Genomic DNA, 19,197 nt, shown 5'->3' on the forward strand with positions numbered 1-19,197 from the left:
CCGGGAACGCCGAGGGCCCGGAGACGGTGATCGTCTCCGGGCCCTCGGTCCGGGTGGTGGGCGATACTGGGTTCGAACCAGTGACCTCTTCGGTGTGAACGAAGCGCTCTCCCACTGAGCTAATCGCCCGGGCGCACCGCAAACATTACCCCATGTCAGCGGCCCTCCCGAACCACCTCGGGGTCATTGGTCGATCTTCCACGGCATGACGAAGCCGAACTTCCACAGGTAGACGCCGAGCAGCACGGCGATGATGACCAGACCGACCGTGGTGAGGATGATGTTCCGGCGCCGGACCCTGGGGTCGAGGGCGCGCTGGGCCGCCTCGGTGACCTTGCGCTTGGTCCAGCGCAGCACCAGCTGGGCCCAGACGAACTCGGTCGCCCAGATCGCCATGCCGGCGAAGATCACCAGCCAGCCGGGGCCGGGCAGCGGCAGCATCACGATGCCGGCGCCCACGACGGCCAGGCCGACGACGAAGACACCGACCTGCCAGCTCAGGTGCAGGGTACGGCGGGCCTTGATGAACTCCGGCGCCCGCGATCCCAGGGGCGCTTCCTCGGTGCCCTCGGGCACGCTCTCCGTGGTGTCCGCCGGAGTCTCCGGCTTCTGCGCGCCGCCGCCCCCGTTCGCCGCGGACTCCCCGGTGCGCTCGTCACTCTCCGCATTCATGACCCCAACTTACCGGACGGGACCGGCGGGCTGAAATGGCGGTATTACCCAAAGTTACATACGCCCATACGAGCTACCTGAACGATCACAAAACAGACAGAGGGGTTTACAACGGCACCGTAGGTGGCATGTCGATTTCGCCGACGTGCGAATCCCCGAGCGCACACTGAGCGAAAGGCCCTGGCGCTTATGAACACCACGGTCAGCTGCGAGCTGCACCTGCGCCTCGTTGTGTCGAGCGAGTCATCACTGCCTGTACCCGCGGGCCTGCGGTATGACACGGCCGATCCGTATGCCGTGCACGCCACCTTCCACACCGGAGCCGAGGAGACGGTCGAATGGGTCTTCGCCCGCGACCTTCTCGCCGAGGGCCTGCACCGGCCCACCGGCACGGGCGACGTCCGTGTCTGGCCGTCCCGCAGCCACGGCCAGGGCGTCGTCTGCATCGCACTGAGCTCCCCCGAGGGCGAAGCCCTGCTCGAGGCCCCGGCGAGGGCCCTGGAGTCGTTCCTCAAGCGGACCGACGCTGCCGTGCCGCCCGGCACCGAGCACCGGCACTTCGACCTCGACACGGAGCTCTCCCACATCCTGGCCGACAGCTGAGCCAGGCCGACAGCCGCACGGCGCCGTCCGACTCGGGGAGACGGCGCCGCGCGGACAGTCGCGTACCTCCCCCATCGGCGCTTCCCACCGCGCAGCCGGCGCGGTGCGGGGCGCCGATGCCCGTTTCCGGGTCGCGCTAGAGTCAGCGCAATTCCGCGGGCGCCCGCCCGCAGCCGGCCAGGGAGCGAATCGTGCTGATCCCCCACGACACCCGGATCGCCCTCGACACCGTCGTCGATCTGATGAACACCGCCCCGCGGGGTGACCGCGACGACGAGCTCGGGGACGTCCAGGCGCTGCAGTCCTTCGTGCACGCCCACAAGATCAGCGACGTGGGCACGCTCGGACCGGACGACCTGCGCGCCGTGCTCGAGGTGCGCGAACGCTTCACCGCCGTCTTCTCGGCACCCGACGCGCGGATCGCCGCCACCCTGATCAACCAGCTCGTCGCCGGGGCCGGCACCACGCCGCAGCTCACGGACCACGACGGCTACGACTGGCACGTGCACTACTTCGCGCCGGGCGCCTCGGTCGCCGACCACCTGGCGGCGGACTGCGGCATGGCGCTCGCCGTCATCGTGGTCGCGGGCGAACAGGAGCGGCTGCGCCGCTGCGAGGCGCCGGACTGCGGCCGGGCCTTCGTCGACCTCTCCCGCAACCGCTCGCGCCGCTACTGCGACAGCCGCACCTGCGGCAACCGTCTGCACGTCGCCGCCTACCGGGCCCGCCGCAAGGAAGCCGCGGGCTGACCCCCTCCCGCACTCCGCCCGCCCCGTCCGGCACGCTTCCCGTACTTCCCGTACGCGGCCTCACAGCAGGAACAGGTCGTGGACGGCGGCCATGAGCAGCAGGCCTCCGATCACCGCGAGGAAGATCATCAGCGGCGGCTGGGAGAGCGCGAACAGGCAGCCGCGCGGCTCCTCCGGGGGAGCGTGAGTGGGGGTGGGGACGGGGTCCCGCGAGGTATCCAGCATCTCGGGGGGATGATGGGGCACGGAGCACCCCGAAGATCCCGCAACACACCCCGTGACACGCCCCGTTCACCCCATCCCGTGGCGGGCGCGAGCGAGAAGCGTCAGAACCGGTCAGACAGCGATCGGATCCCGGTCATATTCCGTGCTTCTTCAAGATCGCTTCGATGTCGCTGAAGTCCTCGTCCGCCGCCTGCCCCCGCGGCTTCGCCGCCGGACCGCGCTGACCGGAACCGAGCGACGGCGCCGAGGCGGACGGCGCCACGGCGGCCCGGCCCTCTCCCCCGGCGGTCGCCTTCCGGCCGGCCCGGCGCCGCTCTATCGCCCGCGTCGACGAGAAGAGCAGCCACGCCGCGCCCAGCACGCCGAAGCCGGCCCAGGCGACCGGACTGAAGGCCGTCTCCGACAGCCACTCCACCGCGCCCGTCATCACCAGGCCCAGCGGCACCAACGCGTACGCCGCGATCCGGGCCGCGGCCAGGAACCGCTTGCGGAAGGCCGTGATCGCGGCGATGCCCAGGCCCGCCGCGGCCACCGCGGAGCAAATGGTCTCGGCAAGCATCGATCCTCCTGGTCCCGGCTGATACGTCCCTTCCATCGTGCACCGCCCCGCCCCCGCCCGGCCATGCCCCCGACGCCGGATCAGGGAGATCTCCGGGTCGCCCCCCAGGGAAGGCCGGATGGGAGACTCTTCCCATGAGTGAGTCACCCACCCCCGCCTCCCCCGTCGTCCTGGAGGCCTGGTTCGACCTGCAGTGCCCCGACTGCTTCCAGGCCCTCGACGACGTCCGCGCGCTGCGCGCGACGTACGGCGAGCGCCTCGACATCCAGCTGCGCCACTTCCCGCTGCCCAAGCACAAGCACGCCTACGCCGCGGCCCAGGCCGCCGAGGAGGCCTTCGCGCAGGGCAAGGGCTGGCCGTACACGGAGGCGCTGCTCGCCAGGACCGCCGAGCTCGGCGAGCGCGGCGAGCCGGTGCTCCTGGAGGTGGCGCGCGAACTGGGCCTGGACGCCGAGGAGTTCGACACCGCCTTGATCGACGGCCGGCACCTGCTGACCGTCGACGCCGACGAGGCCGAGGGCAAGGCGATCAAGGTCACCGGCACGCCCACGTACGTCATCGGCGGCGAGCGCCTCGACGGCGGCCAGAGCCAGGACGGCCTGCGCGAGCGCATCGAGGAGATCGCGGACGGCCTGCTGAAGGGCTGACCGGCGAGGCACCGCACGGCCCGGGGCGGTCCGGCGGCCCAGGGCTGTCCGGCGGCCCGGGCCACGACCCGCCCGACAGGCCCTACAGCGTCTTGGAACTGTTGAGGTGGGTCGTGCGGTAGCCCAGCGACTCGTAGAGGCCGATCGCCGTGGTGTTGCCCGCGAAGACATGCAGCCCCAGCAGGGTCTCGCCGGCCGCGAGCGCCGCCCGCTCGGCGACCAGCATCAGCCCCCGGCCGTAGCCCTTCCCCCGCTGCTCCTCGGCGACCTCGACCTCGTACACGAAGCCCGTCCAGCGCCCCGGATCCAGCTCGATCCGGCCCGTCCACAGGTGCCCGACCACCCGCTCGTCCCGCACGGCCGCCGCCAGGGTGACGCCCGGCGTGGCCAGGCCCTGCGGCAGGAAACGACGGCGGCTGTCCTCCGCCTTGGCGCGGGCCTGTTCCTCCGGCACCCCGCGGTCGATCCAGCTCTGTGCGAACGCGTCCTTGGAGCGCGCCGACCACGCGGCGAACTCCTCCTCGGTGACGGGGCGGTGGAGGAAGCCCTCCGGCAGCTCCGGCGGCTCGGACGGCAGCTCCTTGAGCATGTTCCGGCTGCGCTCGGTGTAGCCGAGCGAGGCCGCCATGCGCATCGCACCCGGCACGTCCGTGGGCACCGAGATCCGCACCTGTTCGCAGCCCCAGGAGCGCAGCACCTCCTCGGAGGCGAGGGCCGCCACCGTGCCCCGGCCGCGGCGGCGGTCGGGCTCGTCGACCCGGAGGTCCGAGATCACACCCAGGGCGGCCCCGAAGCCCGGGTCCGTGGCGAGGTGGACGGAGCCGACCCGGCGGCTGTTCACGCAGATGTCGTAGGTGCGCGAACGGCCGCCGTCGGCGGACTGCTGGAGCGGCTCGGACGGCCGCAGGGTCGTGGTCATCACTGGTGTTCTACCCACCCCGCCGCCGTCCGTCATCAGGATTTGCGGCGCCGGTCAGCCGAGCCGCGGGTCCCGGTCCCGCGCCGCGCGCTCCTCGAAGATCCGCATCGCCTTGGCCGTGACCGGCCCCGGCGCCGGGGCGAGCTGCCGGTCGTCCACCCGGTGCACGGCCTGGACGTCCCGCAGGGTCGAGGTCAGGAAGATCTCGTCGGCGCTCTCCAGGACGTCGAGCGGCAGGTCGGCCTCCTCCGCGCCGGTCCACTCCACGGCCAGGGCGCGGGTGATGCCCGCGAGGCAGCCGGAGGAGACCGGCGGGGTGAGGATGCGGCCGTCGACGACCACGAAGACGTTGGAGCCGGTGCCCTCGCACAGCCGTCCGGCCGTGTTGGCGAACAGCGCCTCCGAGGCGCCCCGCTCGTGCGCCCGGGCGAGCGCGACGACGTTCTCCGCGTACGAGGTGGTCTTCAGGCCGGTGAGCGCGCCGCGCTCGTTCCGGGTCCAGGGGACGGTGATCACGGCGGTGGAGTCCGGGCGGCGGCTCGTCCCGCCGAGCGCCACGACCAGGCTGGTGCCGGAGTCACCGCGCTCGGAGCCGAGCGGCGAGACACCGCCGGTGTACGTGATGCGGAGCCGGCCGAGCTCCGTCGGGTTGGCCTCGAGGACGGCGGCGCAGGCGCGGCGGACCTCGTCGAGGTCCGGGTCCGGCAGGCCGAGGCCGCGGGCGGAGCGGGTCAGGCGCTCCAGGTGCAGGGTGAGAGCGAACGTTTCGCCACGCTCGGCCTTGACCGTCTCGAAGATGCCGTCGCCGACGGTGAGACCGTGGTCCAGGACGGACACCCGGGCGGTCTCCGCGTCGTGCAGTCCGCCGTTGACCCAGAGTTTCATCGAGATATGGCCTTTCCGCTCGCCTCGTACGCGCCCGACGCTATCGCGACCAGACGGGCGGCCTTCAGCTCGGTCTCGGCCCACTCGCGCTCGGGATCGGAGCCCCAGGTGATGCCGGCGCCGGTGCCGAAGCGGAGCATCCCCTCGGCACGGTCGATCCAGAAGGTGCGTATGCCCACCGCCAGCTCGGCGGTGCGCCGGTCGGCGTCGACCCAGCCGATGCCGCCGCAGTAGGGGCCGCGCGGGACGGTCTCCAGGGCCTCGATGATCCGCAGGGCGCTGGACTTCGGGGCGCCGGTGACGGAGCCCGGCGGGAAGGTCGCGGCGAGCAGGTCACGCCAGCCGGCCCCGGCGCGCAGCTCGCCGCGCACGGTGGACACCAGGTGGACGAGCCCCGGGTGGGGTTCGACGGCGCACAGCTCGGGCACCGTGACGGAACCGGTCGCGCAGACCCGGCCCAGGTCGTTGCGGACCAGGTCCACGATCATCACGTTCTCGGCGTGGTCCTTCTCCAGGAGGTCCTCGGCCGTCCTGCCGGTGCCCTTGATCGGACCGGACTCCACGGTCGCGCCCGCGCGGCGCAGGTACAGCTCGGGAGAGGCGGTGGCGATCTCCACGCCGTGCGCGGGCAGCCGGACCGTTCCTGCGTAGGGCGCGGGGTTGCCGCGCGCGAGGAGGGCGGTGAGCGCGTCGACGTCGGCTCCGGCCGGGTCCGGCAGCGGTGCGGACATCACCCGGCAGAGGTTCGCCTGGTAGACCTCGCCGCGCGCGATGTGCTCGCGCACGCGGCGCACGCCCTCCGTGTACGCGGCGCGGTCGAGCGAGGACGTCCAGTCGCCGGCGGCCGGTCCGTGCCAGGCGCCCGGCACGGGCGCGGGGACCGGGTCGGGCCGGACGTCACCGAAGCGCGCGCAGGTCAGCCGGCCCTCGAAGTCGGCGACGACGGCCCAGAAGCCGGAGGAGTCCAGGGCCTCGGGGTCGTGGGTGACGTCCCGGAGATCGGTGGCGAGGAGGCCGCCGAAGCGGGCCAGAGGAGCGAGGGAGTGCACATGGCGAGTCTAGGGCGGCGGGGGCGGGCAGGGCCGATGAGAGCGAGGGGACGGAAGGGCCCGGTGGGAAGTCTGCGACAGAGGGGGCGCGGGAGGCGCCGGGAGCCACCTCGGGAACACGTGGAGTGAACGCCGTACGAACGCTCCCGGACCCGTCGGCGGGGGCGCAGGTCAGCACGCTGCGGAAACGCGTTTTTGTGCTGGCCCAGGAATCCGCTAGAGTTCAACACGTCGCCGGGACGCGCAAGCGAAACGGAAACGACAAGCGGACGTGGCTCAGTTGGTAGAGCATCACCTTGCCAAGGTGAGGGTCGCGAGTTCGAATCTCGTCGTCCGCTCGATGTGGGGGATCATCCCGAACCCCCGTATTCACTCCTGGTGGAGTGGCCGAGAGGCGAGGCAACGGCCTGCAAAGCCGTCTACACGGGTTCAAATCCCGTCTCCACCTCCAAGGACGATTAGCTCAGCGGGAGAGCGCTTCCCTGACACGGAAGAGGTCACTGGTTCAATCCCAGTATCGTCCACTGGACCTTCGGGTCCCGGATCCTCGGATCCCCCGCGCGATTAGCTCAGCGGGAGAGCGCTTCCCTGACACGGAAGAGGTCACTGGTTCAATCCCAGTATCGCGCACGCAGTACCCGCACCTCCGGGTGTGCCCGCGCGATTAGCTCAGCGGGAGAGCGCTTCCCTGACACGGAAGAGGTCACTGGTTCAATCCCAGTATCGCGCACCAGAGAGAGCCCCCGGCCGTCCATCGGCCGGGGGCTTCTTCGTGTGTGTCGCGGGCGGGCGGACCCCCGAAGGGGCCCGCGCCCGGCGTCAGGAGGAGAACAGCATCCGGCCGAAGCCACGGTGGTGGCCGCCGTGGTGACCGTGGTGACCGCCGTGGTGCGGAGCGCCCCAGGCGGGGGCCGCGGGCTGCGCCGGGTAGGCCGGCGGGGCGGGCGGGGCCTGCTGCACCCACTGCGACTCCAGGCGGGTCAGGGCCTCGAGCTCCCCGTAGTCCAGGAAAATGCCGCGGCAACCGCTGCACTGCTCTATCTGCACGCCGTTGCGGTTGTACGTGTGCATGGGCGCGTGACACTTCGGACACTGCATGCGGATTCAACTCCCTGCCGTTCGAATGGTGCTCTCACCCTATGGGGACGCCGGCGGAGCCAACTCGGTTCGGAGCGTCGCGATTCGGGCGCAGGTGTCGATCATCACCTGTTCCACCTCGTCCAGCTGGCGGCCCTCGGCGGTGGACTTCGCGAGGGCGAGCGCGGCGGTCTGTACGGTCAGGGCGCGCGCGGGGATGTCGAGGCGGGCCCAGGGGTCACCGCCCGGGCTCCCGGTCGCCGGGCCGCCTGCCGACTCGTACGCGGTGAGGAAGCGCGACCAGACCTCCGGCGGCAGCAGGCCGGCCGCGAACCAGGCCGCCGGGCGCGCCAGGTCCCAGGCGGGGTCGCCGACGCCGAGGTCGTCGACGTCGATCAGCCGCCAGCGCGGGTCCGGTCCTGCCTGCCCGAGCCGGACGAGCTGCCCCAGGTGGAAGTCGCCGTGACAGAGGGCCTGCGGGGCCGGGAGGTCGGGAAGGGTGTGCCAGGCGTGGAGCACCGTGGCCGTGGCCGGATGGCCGGGGACCGCGCGGCGCATGCGCTCCACGGCGAGCGCCGCCTTCACCGGGGCCCGCATGGCGGGCAGGCCGGGCGGGGGCGGGGTCCGGTGCAGGGCGGCGAGCAGTCGTGCGGCCTCCTCCCAGGGCGCGGCGCCGGGCGCGTCCGGGTCGACGGGCGTGCCGTAGGGCCAGGCCGTGAGGGGGCGGTCACCGAGTTCCCGGCGCGGTCTCGGCAGGGGTGCGAGCAGGACCGGCGCCAGGGCGGGCTCCGCCGCGAGCGAGATCCGCGACCGCAGCTCCTCCTGGTGGCCGTCGGGCGCGTGCGCCTTCAGGACGAGGCCGCCGTGCCGTACGACCGTGCCGTCGTCCCGGTCCGCGAGCAGGCCCACCGGGCAGCGACAGGCCGTCGCCCCAGCGGGATGTGCGGCCTCGCGCGCGAGCGCGTGCAGCTGTACGAGAACGGTCTCCTCCACGCGGGGAGCCTACGCGGGGCGGGGAGGCGGGAGGCGTGGGGGCGGGGCCGCGGGGGCGGGGCGGGGCGGCGAGCCTACGCGGGGCGGAGAGGTGGGAGGCGTGGAGGCGGGGGGCGGCGCCGCGGGGGCGGGGCGGCGAGCCTACGCGGGGCGGAGAGGCGGGAGGCGTGGAGGCGGGGCCGGGGCGGCGGTGCCGGGTGGGGCGTGACGGAGCGCGTCCAGGTCGCGTCCGGTCGTCGGGGTGCCCGCCGGGACGGAGTCCGGGAAAGCGCGAGGGCCGGTCAGCTCCCCAGCTGACCGGCCGCACGCTGCCGTCCGCCGCACCCCCGTCCCCACGGGGTTGATGGCCGGATGTCCCCGACCCGGGCCGCTCTCCCGGGTCCGGAGCGCCGCTCAGCGCCCCAGCATCACGCCCACGGACGACGCCTGAGTGACCACCGCGTCCCAGCCGCCGAAGACGACCACGAGCAGGGCCGCGAGAGGGAGGACCATGGCGGTCGCCACCAGCGGGTGACGGCGGCTCGAAGGGCGGGTGTTCATCCGCGGGGCCGGGTACGCCATGGTTCCTCTCCTGTCGTGTCGGACGCGGCGGGTGCGGTGACCTCGGGGGACGAGTGCTGCACCCGCCGCTCGACAACCAATCTAGGCAGCGGCGGGGCCCGGGGCGTCCTGCCTGCGTACCGGCTTCCGGGCCTCCCGGAGGATGACGGCCCTCCGCTCGGCGTACTCCCCTGGGTGGAGACGGGCACCCCGGAGTGGGGGTCTTCCCTGAGGGGACGGCCCGGGGGCGCGGGGAAGGCGAACGGGAGATGGCCGCGGAGCGGCCGGAGGGCGAACGGGTGGCCGGAGGCCGGCCCCCGGAGACGGTGCGTGACGTCGCTCACGTTTGGCGCGGACGGCCGGGGTGTCGGCACGGCGGAATCCCAACCTCCTTGATATGAGGGAGTGTTGGCGAGTGGCGCGACTGACCCCTCCTCAAGTGTCCCCCTCAGCACTGACAATCGATGCGGCCATGAGGGCGCGGCCTGTGAGCACGCCGGGGCGGGGCTACGTAAGCTGTGCCACGTCGAACGGACGAGGGGACGGACATGGCGATGATGCGGCTCCGGCGCGAGGACCCGCGGATCGTCGGGTCGTTCCGGCTGCACCGCAGGCTGGGCGCCGGCGGTATGGGGGTCGTGTACCTCGGCTCCGACCGGCGCGGGCAGCGCGTGGCACTCAAGGTGATCAGGCCCGACCTGGCCGAGGACCAGGAGTTCCGCTCCCGGTTCGCGCGCGAGGTGTCCGCCGCCCGGCGGATCCGCGGCGGCTGCACCGCCCGCCTCGTCGCCGCGGACCTGGAGGCCGAGCGGCCCTGGTTCGCCACCCAGTACGTGCCCGGCCCCTCCCTGCACGACCGGGTCGCCGAGGAGGGTCCGCTGCGGGCCTCCGACGTGGCGGCGATCGGCGCCGCCCTGTCGGAAGGGCTCGTCGCCGTGCACGAGGCCGGGGTCGTCCACCGCGACCTGAAGCCGTCGAACATCCTGCTCTCCCCCAAGGGCCCCCGGATCATCGACTTCGGGATCGCCTGGGCCACCGGCGCCAGCACCCTCACCCACGTCGGCACCGCCGTCGGCTCCCCCGGCTTCCTCGCGCCCGAGCAGGTCCGGGGCGCGGTCGTCACGCCCGCCACCGACGTCTTCTCGCTCGGCGCCACCCTCGCGTACGCGGCGATGGGCGACTCCCCCTTCGGGCACGGCAGCTCGGAGGTCATGCTCTACCGGGTCGTGCACGAGGAGCCGCTTCTGCACGGCGTCCCGGACTCCCTCGCCCCGCTCGTCCGCGCCTGCCTCGCGAAGGACCCGGAGGAGCGGCCCAGCACCCTCCAGCTGTCCATGCGGCTGAAGGAGATCGCGGCGCGGGAGGCCCAGGGCCTGCCCGCCGCCGCCCGGCCGCCCGGCCCGCGGGAGCGCGTCGAGGAGCGCGGCGCCGTGCGGCCCACCGAGCGGTACACGGAACGGACGACCGAGCGCACGACGGAGCGGGCCGTGGACCGGCCGTCGGACCGCTCCACGGAGCGGGGCGGCGAGCAGGGCGGCGAACGGCAGCCGGTCGCGGACCGGCCCACGGGCGGGCAGGGCCGTCCGGGCGGCTCCCGTTCCGCCGCGTCGCGGCCCTCCGCCTCCCGGCCGTCCTCGTCCCGTACGGGCGGGGGCTCGCGCGCGGCGCAGTCCCGCACCGGCACACGGCCGGGCACCCGGTCCGGGGCCCGCTCCACGTCCACCGGACGGCGGCCCGCCAACCCCAGGCTGCTGCGTCAGCGGCTCTTCGTCTTCGTGGTCGTCACGCTCGTCGTCGCACTCGGCATCGCGGCGGCGCAGGCGCTCCAGGGGTAAGGGATAGCCGGGGACGGCCGGGGCTGCGGACCTTGCCCGCTTGAGCAGGTGGTCGGGTCAGCGCTGCGGGCGGCCGGACAGGCCCTAGCGCTGCGGGCACCCGGCTACAGCTGCGGGCGGCCGGCTAGCGCTGCGGGCACCCGGCTACGGCTGCAGGCGCCCCGCTACGGCTGCGGGCGGCCGCTCGTCACCGCGTAGAACGCTACCGCCGCCGCGGCGCCGACGTTCAGCGAGTCCACGCCGTGCGCCATCGGGATGCGCACCCACTCGTCCGCGGCCCGCAGCGCCTGCGTCGACAGGCCCTCGCCCTCGGCACCGAGCATCAGGGCCACCCGGTCCAGCTTGTGCGGCGCGGCCTCGTCGATCGACGCCGCCCGGTCCGCCGGCGTCAGCGCCAGCAGCTTGAAGCCCGCCTCCCGTACCGCCTCCAGGCCGCGCGGCCAGGTGTCGAGACGGGCGTACGGGACGGAGAAGACCGCGCCCATGGAGACCTTCACCGAACGGCGGTACAGCGGGTCCGCGCAGTCCGGGGACAGGAGCACCGCGTCCATGCCGAGCGCGGCGGCGCTGCGGAAGATCGCGCCGATGTTGGTGTGGTCGTTCACCGACTCCATCACGGCCACCCGGCGGGCGGAGGAGAGGAGGTCCGTCGCCGTCGGGAGCGGCTTGCGCTGCATCGAGGCCAGCGCGCCCCGGTGGACGTGGTAGCCGGTGACCCGCTCGGCGAGGTCCGGCTGCACCGCGTACACGGGCGCCGGGACCTCGTCGATGACGTCGCGCATCACGTCCACCCACTTGGCGGAGAGCAGCATGGAGCGCATCTCGTAACCCGCCTGCCTGGCCCGGCGGATCACCTTCTCGCCCTCGGCGATGAACAGCCCCTCGGCCGGTTCCCGTCTGCGCCGGAGCTCGACGTCGGTCAGTCCGGTGTAGTCGTGCAGACGCGGGTCGTCGGGGTCGTCGATCGTGATGAGTTCGGCCACGGGGTGATACTGCCTTGTCCTGGGGGTGGTGCCAATGCGTGCGGGGCCCTGTAGGGGCCCGGGGGTTCTAGGCGAGCGGCTTGTCCGGGCCCTCGTTCACCACGTCGCCGATGACGATCACGGCCGGCGGGCGGACCTCCTGGGCCTTCACCGTCTCCGCCACCGTCGCGAGCGTGGCGTCCACGCGGCGCTGGGTCGCCGTGGTGCCCTCCTGGACCAGGGCCAGCGGGGTGTCGGGCGACTTGCCGTGGGCGATCAGCGCCTCGGCGATCTTGCCGATCTTGTCGACGCCCATGAGGATCACCAGCGTGCCCGTGAGCTTGGCGAGGGACGCCCAGTCGACGAGGGAGCGCGGGTCGTCGGGCGCCACATGGCCGCTGACGACGGTGAACTCGTGGGCGACGCCGCGGTGCGTGACCGGGATGCCGGCGGCCCCCGGGACCGAGATCGAGCTGGAGATGCCCGGGACGACCGTGCAGGCGATGCCCTCGGCGGCGAGCGCCTGGGCCTCCTCCATGCCGCGGCCGAAGACGAACGGGTCGCCGCCCTTGAGGCGGACGACGGACCTGCCCTGCTTGGCGTGCTCGATCAGGGCGTTGTTGATGGCCTCCTGGGCCATGAACCGGCCGTACGGGATCTTCGCCGCGTCGATCACCTCGACGTGCGGGGGCAGCTCGCTGAGCAGGTCGCGCGGGCCGAGGCGGTCGGCGATCACCACGTCCGCCTCCGCGAGGAGCCGGCGGCCGCGGACCGTGATCAGGTCGGGGTCGCCCGGGCCGCCGCCGACCAGGGCGACGAACGGGGTGCGGGCGCGGCGGGCGGGCGCCGCGAGGGAGCCGTCGCGCAGGCCCTCGACGACCGCGTCCCGGACCGCTGCCGAGCGGCGCGGGTCGTGACCGGTGAGGACAGCGACCGTGACGCCCTCGCTGTGGCCGGTGGCCGGGGTCCAGGCGGTGGCCGCCTCGGCGTCGTCGGAGCGGACGCACCAGGTCCGCGTGCGCTCGGCCTCGGCGGAGATGGCGGCGTTCGCCGCCGGGTCCGTGGTGGCGACCAGGGCGTACCAGGCGTCGGCCAGGTCGCCCTCCTGGTAGCGGCGCTTGATCCAGGTGATCTCGCCCGACTCGGCCATCGCGTCGACGGAAGGCGTCGCGGAGGGCGAGATCAGGGTGATGTCGGCGCCCGCCGCGATCAGGGCGGGAAGACGGCGCTGCGCCACCTGGCCACCGCCGAACACGACGACGCGGCGGCCGGCGAGGCGGAGTCCGACGGGGTAGGCGGGGTGCTCGGCGTGGTCGGCGTGCTCGGCCATGGTGCGGGCGGCTCCTCTGGAGGCGGTGCTTGGCGCACCTCACGATATCGGTGGCCTGCGGGTTTCACTGTGTGACGGATGTCCCCTTGGCCGAGCGCCGTCGGTCGGGTGGGTGGGGCACGTTCCGGGCCCCGCGTTCGGGACTGGATGATTCACGGCGCGGATCTGGCGCCACGTTGCTGAACGTCCTTGTTCCGCGCCCCACATCACGCTGCACGTGCCGAACGCGGGGCCCTCCACGTCCCCCGCTCCCGCCGGTGGGGCGCAGGGGACGTGTCGCGGGTTCTGGCTACTTCTCCGTGACGCCCGCGGAGTCGAAGGTCGCCACCTCGTGCATCGCGCGGGCGGCGCTCTGGACCACCGGGAGGGCGAGGAGGGCGCCGGTGCCCTCGCCGAGGCGGAGGTCCAGGTCGACGAGCGGGCGCAGGCCCAGCTTGTTGAGGGCCGCGACGTGGCCCGGCTCGGCGCTGCGGTGGCCGGCGATGCAGGCCGCGAGGGACTCGGGCGCGATGGCCCGGGCCACGAGCGCCGCCGCGCCGGTGGAGACGCCGTCCAGGATGACCGGGGTACGGAGCGAGGCCGCGCCCAGGATCAGGCCGACGAGCGCCGCGTGCTCCAGGCCGCCGAGGGCCGCGAGGACGCCGATCGGGTCCGCCGGGTCCGGCTTGTGGAGGTCGAGCGCGCGCCGGACCACGTCCACCTTGCGCGCGTGCATCTCGTCGTTGATGCCGGTGCCGCGGCCGGTGACCTCGGCCGGGTCCACGCCGGTGTAGACCGAGATGAGGGCTGCGGACGCGGTGGTGTTCGCGATGCCCATCTCGCCGGTGAGCAGCGCCTTGTTGCCGGCGGCCACGAGGTCGCGGGCGGTCTCGATGCCCACCTCGATGGCGGCGACCGCCTCCTCGCGGGTCATCGCCTGGCCGATGGTGAAGTCGGCCGTGCCCGGGCGGACCTTGCGCGGGAGGAGACCGGGCGTGGAGGGCAGGTCGGAGGCCACGCCGACGTCGATGACGCAGACCTCGGCGCCCACCTGGTTCGCGAACGCGTTGCAGACCGCGCCGCCGCCGAGGAAGTTCGCGACCATCTGGCCCGTCACCTCCTGCGGCCAGGCGGTGACGCCCTGGGCGTGCACGCCGTGGTCGCCGGCGAAGATCGCGACGGCGGCGGGCTCCGGGATCGGCGGCGGGCAGACCCGCGAGAGGCCGCAGAGCTGCGCGGAGATGATCTCCAGCATGCCCAGCGCCCCGGCGGGCTTGGTCATGCGCTTCTGGCGCTCCCACGCCTCGCCGAGCGCCTTGGCGTCCAGCGGGCGGATGTTGGCGACGGTCTCCTGGAGCAGGTCGTGCGGCTCCTCGCCGGGCAGGGCACGGCGGCCGTACGTCTCCTCGTGGACGACCCAGGACAGCGGGCGGCGCTTGGACCAGCCCGCCTGCATCAGCTCGGGCTCCTCGGGGAACTCGTCGACGTAGCCGACGCAGAGGTACGCGACCACTTCGAGGTGGTCGGGCAGGCCGAGCGCGCGGACCATCTCGCGCTCGTCGAAGAAGCTCACCCAGCCGACGCCGAGGCCCTCGGCCCGGGCGGCGAGCCACAGGTTCTCGACGGCGAGCGCGGAGGAGTACGGGGCCATCTGCGGCTGCGTGTAGCGGCCGAGGGTGTGCCGGCCGCCGCGGGTCGGGTCGGCGGTCACGACGATGTTGACCGGGGTGTCGAGGATGGCCTCGATCTTCAGTTCCTTGAACTGCTTCGCCCGGCCCTTGGGCAGGGACTTGGCGTACGCCTCGCGCTGCCGCTGGGCCAGCTCGTGCATGGTCCGGCGGGTCTCGGCGGAGCGGATGACGACAAAGTCCCAGGGCTGCGAGTGGCCGACGGACGGTGCCGTGTGGGCCGCCTCCAGGACGCGGAGGAGGACCTCGTGCGGGATCGGGTCGGAGCGGAAGCCGTTGCGGATGTCGCGGCGCTCGCGCATGACGCGGAGGACCGCCTCGCGCTCGGCCTCGTCGTAGCCCGGGGCGCGGTCCCGCGCCTCTTCCTCGGCGGCCGGGACCTCGGCCGGTCCCTCGGCCGAAGCGTCTTCGGCGGGCTGCTCGGCGGCCTGCGGCGCGTCCGGCCGGGGCTCCTCGGGCCCGTCCTGGAGCTGGGGCTCCTCGGCCGCGGGTGCCTGGGCTGCCTCGGGCGCCTCGGCGGCCGCTTCCGGCTGCGACTCCGCGATGTCGTCCGGGACGACCGGGATCTCCTCGGCGACGACCTCGACCGGGGCCGGAACAGCCGCCGCCGGGTCCTCCGGGGCGGGCGCGGGCTCTTCGGACGCGCCTTCGGCGACCGGGGCCTCGGCGACCGCGGGCTCGACGACGGCCGGCTCGGCGACGGCCGCGGGCTCGGCTACAGCCGGCTCGGCGACGGCGGGGTCCGCCACCGGGGCCTCGGTGACCGCGGGCTCCGCCACCGGGGCCTCGGCAGCCACTGCCTCGGCCGCGGGCGCGGGCTCGGCGACGACGGCCTCGACGGGAGCGGCGTCGACAGCGGCGGCCTCGGCCGGCACCTCTACCTCGGCGGGAGCCTCGGCCGGGACCTCGGCGGCGGCCGGCTGCGGCTCCTCGGCCGGGGCCTGGGCTTCCGCCTCGGCCTCGCGGGGGGCGGGCACCGGAGCCGGGGCCTCCATGACGACGGCTTCCTGGGCGACGACTTCCTCGGCGGCGGCGTCCGGAACGACGGCATCCGGAACGACGGCGTCCGGAGCAACGCCCTCCGGGAGGGCCGGCTCGGGAGCAACGGCCTCCTGAAGAGCGTGCTCCGCAGCGACAGCCTCCTCGGGGGCGAGCTCGGAAGCGACGGCCTCCTGCGGAGCGGCCTCCTGAGCGGCCGGCTCGGCGGCCGCGACCTCTTCGGCCACGGGCTCCTGAGCGGCCGGCACCTCGACGACGACCTGGGCGGGCGACTGCTGCGGGTCCTCGGCCGGAGCCTGAGCCGGAGCCTCGGTCGGGGTCTCGGCCTGGGCCGGGAACTCCCCCGCCACCGCATTGGCGGCGGCCGCGACGGGCTCCGCCACCGCCGGCTGCTCCTGCGGTGCCGCCGGGTCGGGCACCGCGGTCGGGGCCAGGTGCGGGGCGGTCGGGAGGGAACCCTCGACCGGGACGAACTGCGCGACCGGCGGGACCGTTTCTGCGGGGGCCGGAGCCTGGGCCTGCTGCTCCTGCGGCTGCGCGGTCCACGGCACGGCCCCCTGCGGGGCGGTCTGGCGGTCCTGCGGCGGCACGTCCAGGTACTCGGGCCCCGTGGTGGGCGGGCCCGGGGTGCGGACCGGCATCGGGGCGGGCGCGGTCGCGGCGACCGGAGCGGGCTGCGGGACCGGGGCGGCGGCCGGGCCGCGGTCGGCGAGCGAGCGCACCACGCCACCGGTGGCGTCGGGGAGGGGCGGACCCATGTGCAGCGGGCGGCGGGCGGGCGGCGGGGTCGGCGCGGTGACGGGGCCGGGCATGCGGACCGCGCTCAGGTCGACGGAGCCGGAGTCGCGGCCGGCCGCCTCGTGGGCGCCGGTGTCGAGGATGCCGGGCTCGTAGCCGTGGTCGACGACGGGCTCGTGCGGAACACCGTGCGCCGGGGTGGCGTGCTGGGGCACCGGCACGCCCTGCGGCGGGGTCGCGGTGACCTGTTCGATGGGAGCGGTCAGCGGGTCCACGGCCGGAGCCGGCACGGCGACCGGCGGCGCGGGCACGACGCCCGGCTGGTGCTCGCTCCAGGCGCCCTGGGCGCCCGGCATCAGGAGCAGGTCGTCTTCCTCGGCTGCGTGCTCGGAGGGGTCCAGGAAGGTGTACGCGCCCGGCGCGGGGATGCCCGGCTGCTCGACCATGCCTGCGTTCTCCGGCAGCCCCTCGCCGGGGACCTGGCCGGTGTCCGTCATGCTGCGTACCCCTCGCCCATCGGTTGTGCTCCTTCAGACCTTCGCCCGTCAACAAGAACGAGCTCGCGCGCCGCGCGGCACGAAGGACGCGCTGACACCCATGCATTGTCGCGGCCTTCGGCCATCCTGGCAGGCGGATCCGCCACGGTTCGCTGTGGACTGCGCCACGTCGCGCCGCCCCCCCATTGCTCCGTACCACATCAGCGGCCCAATGGGGCCGCTACTTCCGGACATTGGCGAACAAACCACCGAACGTCCCGGTGCGGTACAACAATCGGCCAGCCTACCCCGCCCGGCGGGCGGCGCGATCACGGGTGGGGCTGCTCAGGCCCGGCGGCCGGACAGCAGGAAGACCACGGAACGGTCCCGTTCCGTCCAGTCCGCGGGGTCGAGCCCGACGGTCTGCAACAGGGCGCATTCGACCTGGTAGCCGCCGTCGGTCAGGGCCGCGCCGATGGCCTCGGCCTCGTCGCGGGTGGCGGCGTGCGCGACGATCCGTTCGGGCCTGCGGTCACTGCAGGCGGTGACGACCGGGACTCCCCCGCCCCCGATCCGTACGACATCGGGTTCGGGCAGGCGTTCCAGGACGTGCGGGGCGCAGCCGGGCACGGTCTGGAGCTGGACGCCGGCGGCGCGGGCGGCGGCCTCGGTGCGGGCGCAGGCGTCGGGGTCGGCGTCGACGGCGATGACGGCGGCCCCGAAGCGGGCGGCGTCCACGGAGAAGGCGCCGCCGGCGCAGCCGATGTCCCAGACGAGGTCGCCTTCGCGGGGGCCGAGGCGGGCGAGCTGGGCGGCGCGCAGGGTGGCGTCCTGGCCGGCGTGGCCGCCGGTGTCGTCGGCGGGCAGGGCCCAGCCGCGGGTGGCGGGGGTGTCGTGGCCCATGAGCCAGCCGCCCGTGGTGCCGGCGCCGATGCCGCCGATGACCAGGACGACGTTCGGGTCGCGCCAGGCGTGGTCGGCTGCCTTGTCGGAGGTGACGACGGTGACCTGTTCGCGTGCGGTGCCGAGTTCCTCGCAGATGACGAACGTGCGGTGGATCCCGTCGAGGAGCAGGGCGAGTTCGGCGGGGCCGGCGCCGGGCGAGGTGAGGACGGCGACCTTGGGATGGGCGCGGCAGACGTTGACGGCGCGGCGCAGGGTGCGCTGGTGGGCGACGACGATCCGGGCGTCGTCCCAGGGCATGCCGGCGCGGGCGAAGGCGGCGGCGACGGAGGAGACGGCGGGGACGACCTCGACCTCGAGGCCGTGTTCGGGGGCGCGCAGGGCGCGGACGACGCCGAAGAACCCGGGGTCTCCGTCGGCCAGGACGACGGCGGTGCCGCGGTGGCCGGCGATCCGGCGGGCGGCGAGGTCGACGCTGCCGAGGCGGACGCGTTCGGCGCGGGCCGGAACCTCGGGGAGGGCGAGGTGGTGGGCGGCGCCGGCCACCAGGGTGGCGGCGGCGAGCGCGGACCGGGCCGCCGCGGTGAGGGGCGAGCCGTCCCAGCCGATCACCGTGACCCGGTCGGCCATGTGTGTCTGTCTCCCTGGGAGTGTGTGCAGGTCGGGGCGGTGCCGAGCCTACCCGTGCGGTCAGCTCCAGTCGGCGTAGGTGGAGAGTCCGGCCTCGGCCATCTGGTCGGCGACGCCGTCGAGGTCCTCGGGGAGGAGGCTCCAGACGATGAGGTCGGTGCGGAACTCGGCCCACTCGCCGGTCTCGGTCTGGCTGCGCGCTATCCAGGCGTTGCGGAGCACGCCCTCGCTGATGCAGCCGATCTTCTGGGCGACCTGCTGGGAGGCGGTGTTGTCGGCGGCGGTGCGCAGTTCGAGGCGTTCGAAGCCGCGGTCGCCGAAGAGCCACTGGGCGACGGCGAGGACGGATTCGGTGGCGTATCCCTCGCCGCGGGCCCAGGGCGCGGTGACGTAGGCGACCTCGGTGGCGCGGGTGCGCCAGTTGGTGCCGTGGAGGTGGACGGTGCCGACGAGGCGCTGGGTGAGGAACTCGGTGACGGCGAAGACGATGCCGCGGCCCTCGGCCCGTTCCGCAGGAGCGATCCTGCGCACCCATTCCTCGGCGTTCGCGTGTGTGTACGGGTGCGGGACGGAGGTCCAGGCGACCACGAGCTCGTCGTTCATCATCTCCGTGAACGCGGGGATGTCGGCCTCTTCGTACGGGCGCAGCACCAACCGGTCCGTGCTGATGGAGATGGACGGGAAGGTCGTAGTCATGCGCAACTCCATACGTGAAGACCGTGAACGCACAGCATGCAGC

General features: G+C 74.1%; 18 protein-coding genes and 6 tRNA genes. 9 read left to right on the forward strand and 15 right to left on the reverse strand.

Features of this window, described 5'->3' with window-relative positions; all coding sequences use genetic code 11:
- Positions 1-54: 54 nt before the first annotated feature.
- Together ACFVGS_RS25460 and ACFVGS_RS25465 are read right to left on the reverse strand one after the other, a co-directional pair.
- Positions 55-129 (reverse strand) — tRNA-Val (locus tag ACFVGS_RS25460).
- A gap of 54 nt (positions 130-183) precedes the next feature.
- Positions 184-672, reverse strand: coding sequence for a TIGR02611 family protein (locus ACFVGS_RS25465; protein WP_384416553.1), 489 nt, complete (start codon positions 670-672; stop codon positions 184-186).
- Positions 673-861: 189 nt separating this feature from the next.
- On the opposite strand from ACFVGS_RS25465, the gene ACFVGS_RS25470 reads away from it, so the two are divergent.
- On the forward strand, positions 862-1,275 hold the full coding sequence (locus ACFVGS_RS25470) for an SsgA family sporulation/cell division regulator (protein WP_015032345.1): 414 nt from the start codon (positions 862-864) through the stop codon (positions 1,273-1,275).
- A gap of 191 nt (positions 1,276-1,466) precedes the next feature.
- Positions 1,467-2,024 carry a CGNR zinc finger domain-containing protein gene (locus tag ACFVGS_RS25475; RefSeq protein WP_384416550.1) on the forward strand — a complete coding sequence of 186 codons (558 nt, stop codon included), beginning with the start codon at positions 1,467-1,469 and terminating at the stop codon, positions 2,022-2,024.
- Positions 2,025-2,084: 60 nt separating this feature from the next.
- Here ACFVGS_RS25475 and ACFVGS_RS25480 read toward each other — a convergent pair whose 3' ends face one another.
- Together ACFVGS_RS25480 and ACFVGS_RS25485 are read right to left on the reverse strand one after the other, a co-directional pair.
- Positions 2,085-2,249: a hypothetical protein gene (locus ACFVGS_RS25480; protein WP_384416547.1), complete on the reverse strand. Its 165-nt coding sequence runs from the start codon at positions 2,247-2,249 to the stop codon at positions 2,085-2,087.
- Between the two features lie 133 nt (positions 2,250-2,382).
- A complete protein-coding gene (locus ACFVGS_RS25485) occupies positions 2,383-2,808 on the reverse strand; it encodes a hypothetical protein (protein ID WP_384416545.1) in 426 nt (141 codons plus the stop codon).
- A gap of 134 nt (positions 2,809-2,942) precedes the next feature.
- On the opposite strand from ACFVGS_RS25485, the gene ACFVGS_RS25490 reads away from it, so the two are divergent.
- Complete coding sequence (locus ACFVGS_RS25490) at positions 2,943-3,455, forward strand: DsbA family protein (protein WP_385693773.1); 513 nt, start codon at positions 2,943-2,945, stop codon at positions 3,453-3,455.
- Positions 3,456-3,537: 82 nt separating this feature from the next.
- On the opposite strand, the gene ACFVGS_RS25495 is transcribed toward ACFVGS_RS25490, so the two are convergent.
- From ACFVGS_RS25495 to ACFVGS_RS25505, 3 genes are read right to left on the reverse strand one after another with little or no spacing between them, the layout of a single operon-like run.
- Positions 3,538-4,374 (reverse strand): GNAT family N-acetyltransferase, encoded by an 837-nt coding sequence (locus ACFVGS_RS25495; RefSeq protein ID WP_384416540.1) that lies wholly within the window; start codon positions 4,372-4,374, stop codon positions 3,538-3,540.
- A gap of 54 nt (positions 4,375-4,428) precedes the next feature.
- A complete protein-coding gene (locus ACFVGS_RS25500) occupies positions 4,429-5,259 on the reverse strand; it encodes an aminotransferase class IV (RefSeq protein WP_384416538.1) in 831 nt (276 codons plus the stop codon).
- Entirely contained in the window at positions 5,256-6,308 is a 1,053-nt protein-coding gene (locus tag ACFVGS_RS25505; RefSeq protein WP_384416535.1) for a chorismate-binding protein, read from the reverse strand. Before ACFVGS_RS25505 ends, ACFVGS_RS25500 begins: the two co-directional genes overlap by 4 nt.
- 265 nt (positions 6,309-6,573) lie before the next feature.
- Between ACFVGS_RS25505 and ACFVGS_RS25510 the strand changes: the two genes are divergently transcribed.
- The 5 genes from ACFVGS_RS25510 (at position 6,574) to ACFVGS_RS25530 (ending at position 7,041) form a co-directional block, all read left to right on the forward strand.
- A tRNA-Gly gene (locus ACFVGS_RS25510) sits at positions 6,574-6,646 on the forward strand.
- Between the two features lie 39 nt (positions 6,647-6,685).
- Positions 6,686-6,759 (forward strand) — tRNA-Cys (locus ACFVGS_RS25515).
- 1 nt (position 6,760) lies between these two features.
- Positions 6,761-6,832, forward strand: a tRNA-Val gene (locus ACFVGS_RS25520).
- Positions 6,833-6,866: 34 nt separating this feature from the next.
- Positions 6,867-6,938: transfer RNA gene (locus ACFVGS_RS25525), tRNA-Val, on the forward strand.
- Between the two features lie 28 nt (positions 6,939-6,966).
- A tRNA-Val gene (locus ACFVGS_RS25530) sits at positions 6,967-7,041 on the forward strand.
- Between the two features lie 86 nt (positions 7,042-7,127).
- Here the strand turns inward: ACFVGS_RS25530 and ACFVGS_RS25535 are convergent.
- The 3 genes from ACFVGS_RS25535 to ACFVGS_RS25545 all read right to left on the reverse strand — a co-directional run bounded on the left by ACFVGS_RS25535 (position 7,128) and on the right by ACFVGS_RS25545 (position 8,939).
- Positions 7,128-7,406: a zf-TFIIB domain-containing protein gene (locus tag ACFVGS_RS25535; RefSeq protein WP_384416532.1), complete on the reverse strand. Its 279-nt coding sequence runs from the start codon at positions 7,404-7,406 to the stop codon at positions 7,128-7,130.
- Positions 7,407-7,445: 39 nt separating this feature from the next.
- Positions 7,446-8,378, reverse strand: a complete 933-nt coding sequence (locus ACFVGS_RS25540; protein ID WP_385693774.1) for a phosphotransferase family protein — start codon at positions 8,376-8,378, stop codon at positions 7,446-7,448.
- A 393-nt stretch (positions 8,379-8,771) separates the two neighbouring features.
- The gene (locus ACFVGS_RS25545) at positions 8,772-8,939 is read right to left on the reverse strand and encodes a hypothetical protein (RefSeq protein ID WP_361580021.1); all 168 of its coding nucleotides are present in this window, start codon (positions 8,937-8,939) and stop codon (positions 8,772-8,774) included.
- 527 nt (positions 8,940-9,466) lie between these two features.
- On the opposite strand from ACFVGS_RS25545, the gene ACFVGS_RS25550 reads away from it, so the two are divergent.
- Positions 9,467-10,753 (forward strand): serine/threonine-protein kinase, encoded by a 1,287-nt coding sequence (locus ACFVGS_RS25550; RefSeq protein WP_384416527.1) that lies wholly within the window; start codon positions 9,467-9,469, stop codon positions 10,751-10,753.
- A 164-nt stretch (positions 10,754-10,917) separates the two neighbouring features.
- Here the strand turns inward: ACFVGS_RS25550 and ACFVGS_RS25555 are convergent, their stop codons facing one another.
- From ACFVGS_RS25555 to ACFVGS_RS25575, 5 genes are all read right to left on the reverse strand, one after another.
- A complete protein-coding gene (locus ACFVGS_RS25555) occupies positions 10,918-11,736 on the reverse strand; it encodes a TrmH family RNA methyltransferase (protein ID WP_384416525.1) in 819 nt (272 codons plus the stop codon).
- A gap of 67 nt (positions 11,737-11,803) precedes the next feature.
- Entirely contained in the window at positions 11,804-13,045 is a 1,242-nt protein-coding gene (cobA, locus tag ACFVGS_RS25560) for a uroporphyrinogen-III C-methyltransferase (RefSeq protein WP_385693775.1), read from the reverse strand.
- Positions 13,046-13,334: 289 nt separating this feature from the next.
- Positions 13,335-16,946: a nicotinate-nucleotide--dimethylbenzimidazole phosphoribosyltransferase gene (gene cobT, locus ACFVGS_RS25565; protein ID WP_385693776.1), complete on the reverse strand. Its 3,612-nt coding sequence runs from the start codon at positions 16,944-16,946 to the stop codon at positions 13,335-13,337.
- A 324-nt stretch (positions 16,947-17,270) separates the two neighbouring features.
- Complete coding sequence (cbiE, locus tag ACFVGS_RS25570; RefSeq protein ID WP_385693777.1) at positions 17,271-18,458, reverse strand: precorrin-6y C5,15-methyltransferase (decarboxylating) subunit CbiE; 1,188 nt, start codon at positions 18,456-18,458, stop codon at positions 17,271-17,273.
- A 60-nt stretch (positions 18,459-18,518) separates the two neighbouring features.
- The gene (locus ACFVGS_RS25575; protein ID WP_385693778.1) at positions 18,519-19,166 is read right to left on the reverse strand and encodes a GNAT family N-acetyltransferase; all 648 of its coding nucleotides are present in this window, start codon (positions 19,164-19,166) and stop codon (positions 18,519-18,521) included.
- Between the last annotated feature and the right edge of the window lie 31 nt (positions 19,167-19,197).

It is taken from the genome of Streptomyces sp. NPDC127114 (genome assembly GCF_042677525.1).
GTDB lineage: Bacteria > Actinomycetota > Actinomycetes > Streptomycetales > Streptomycetaceae > Streptomyces.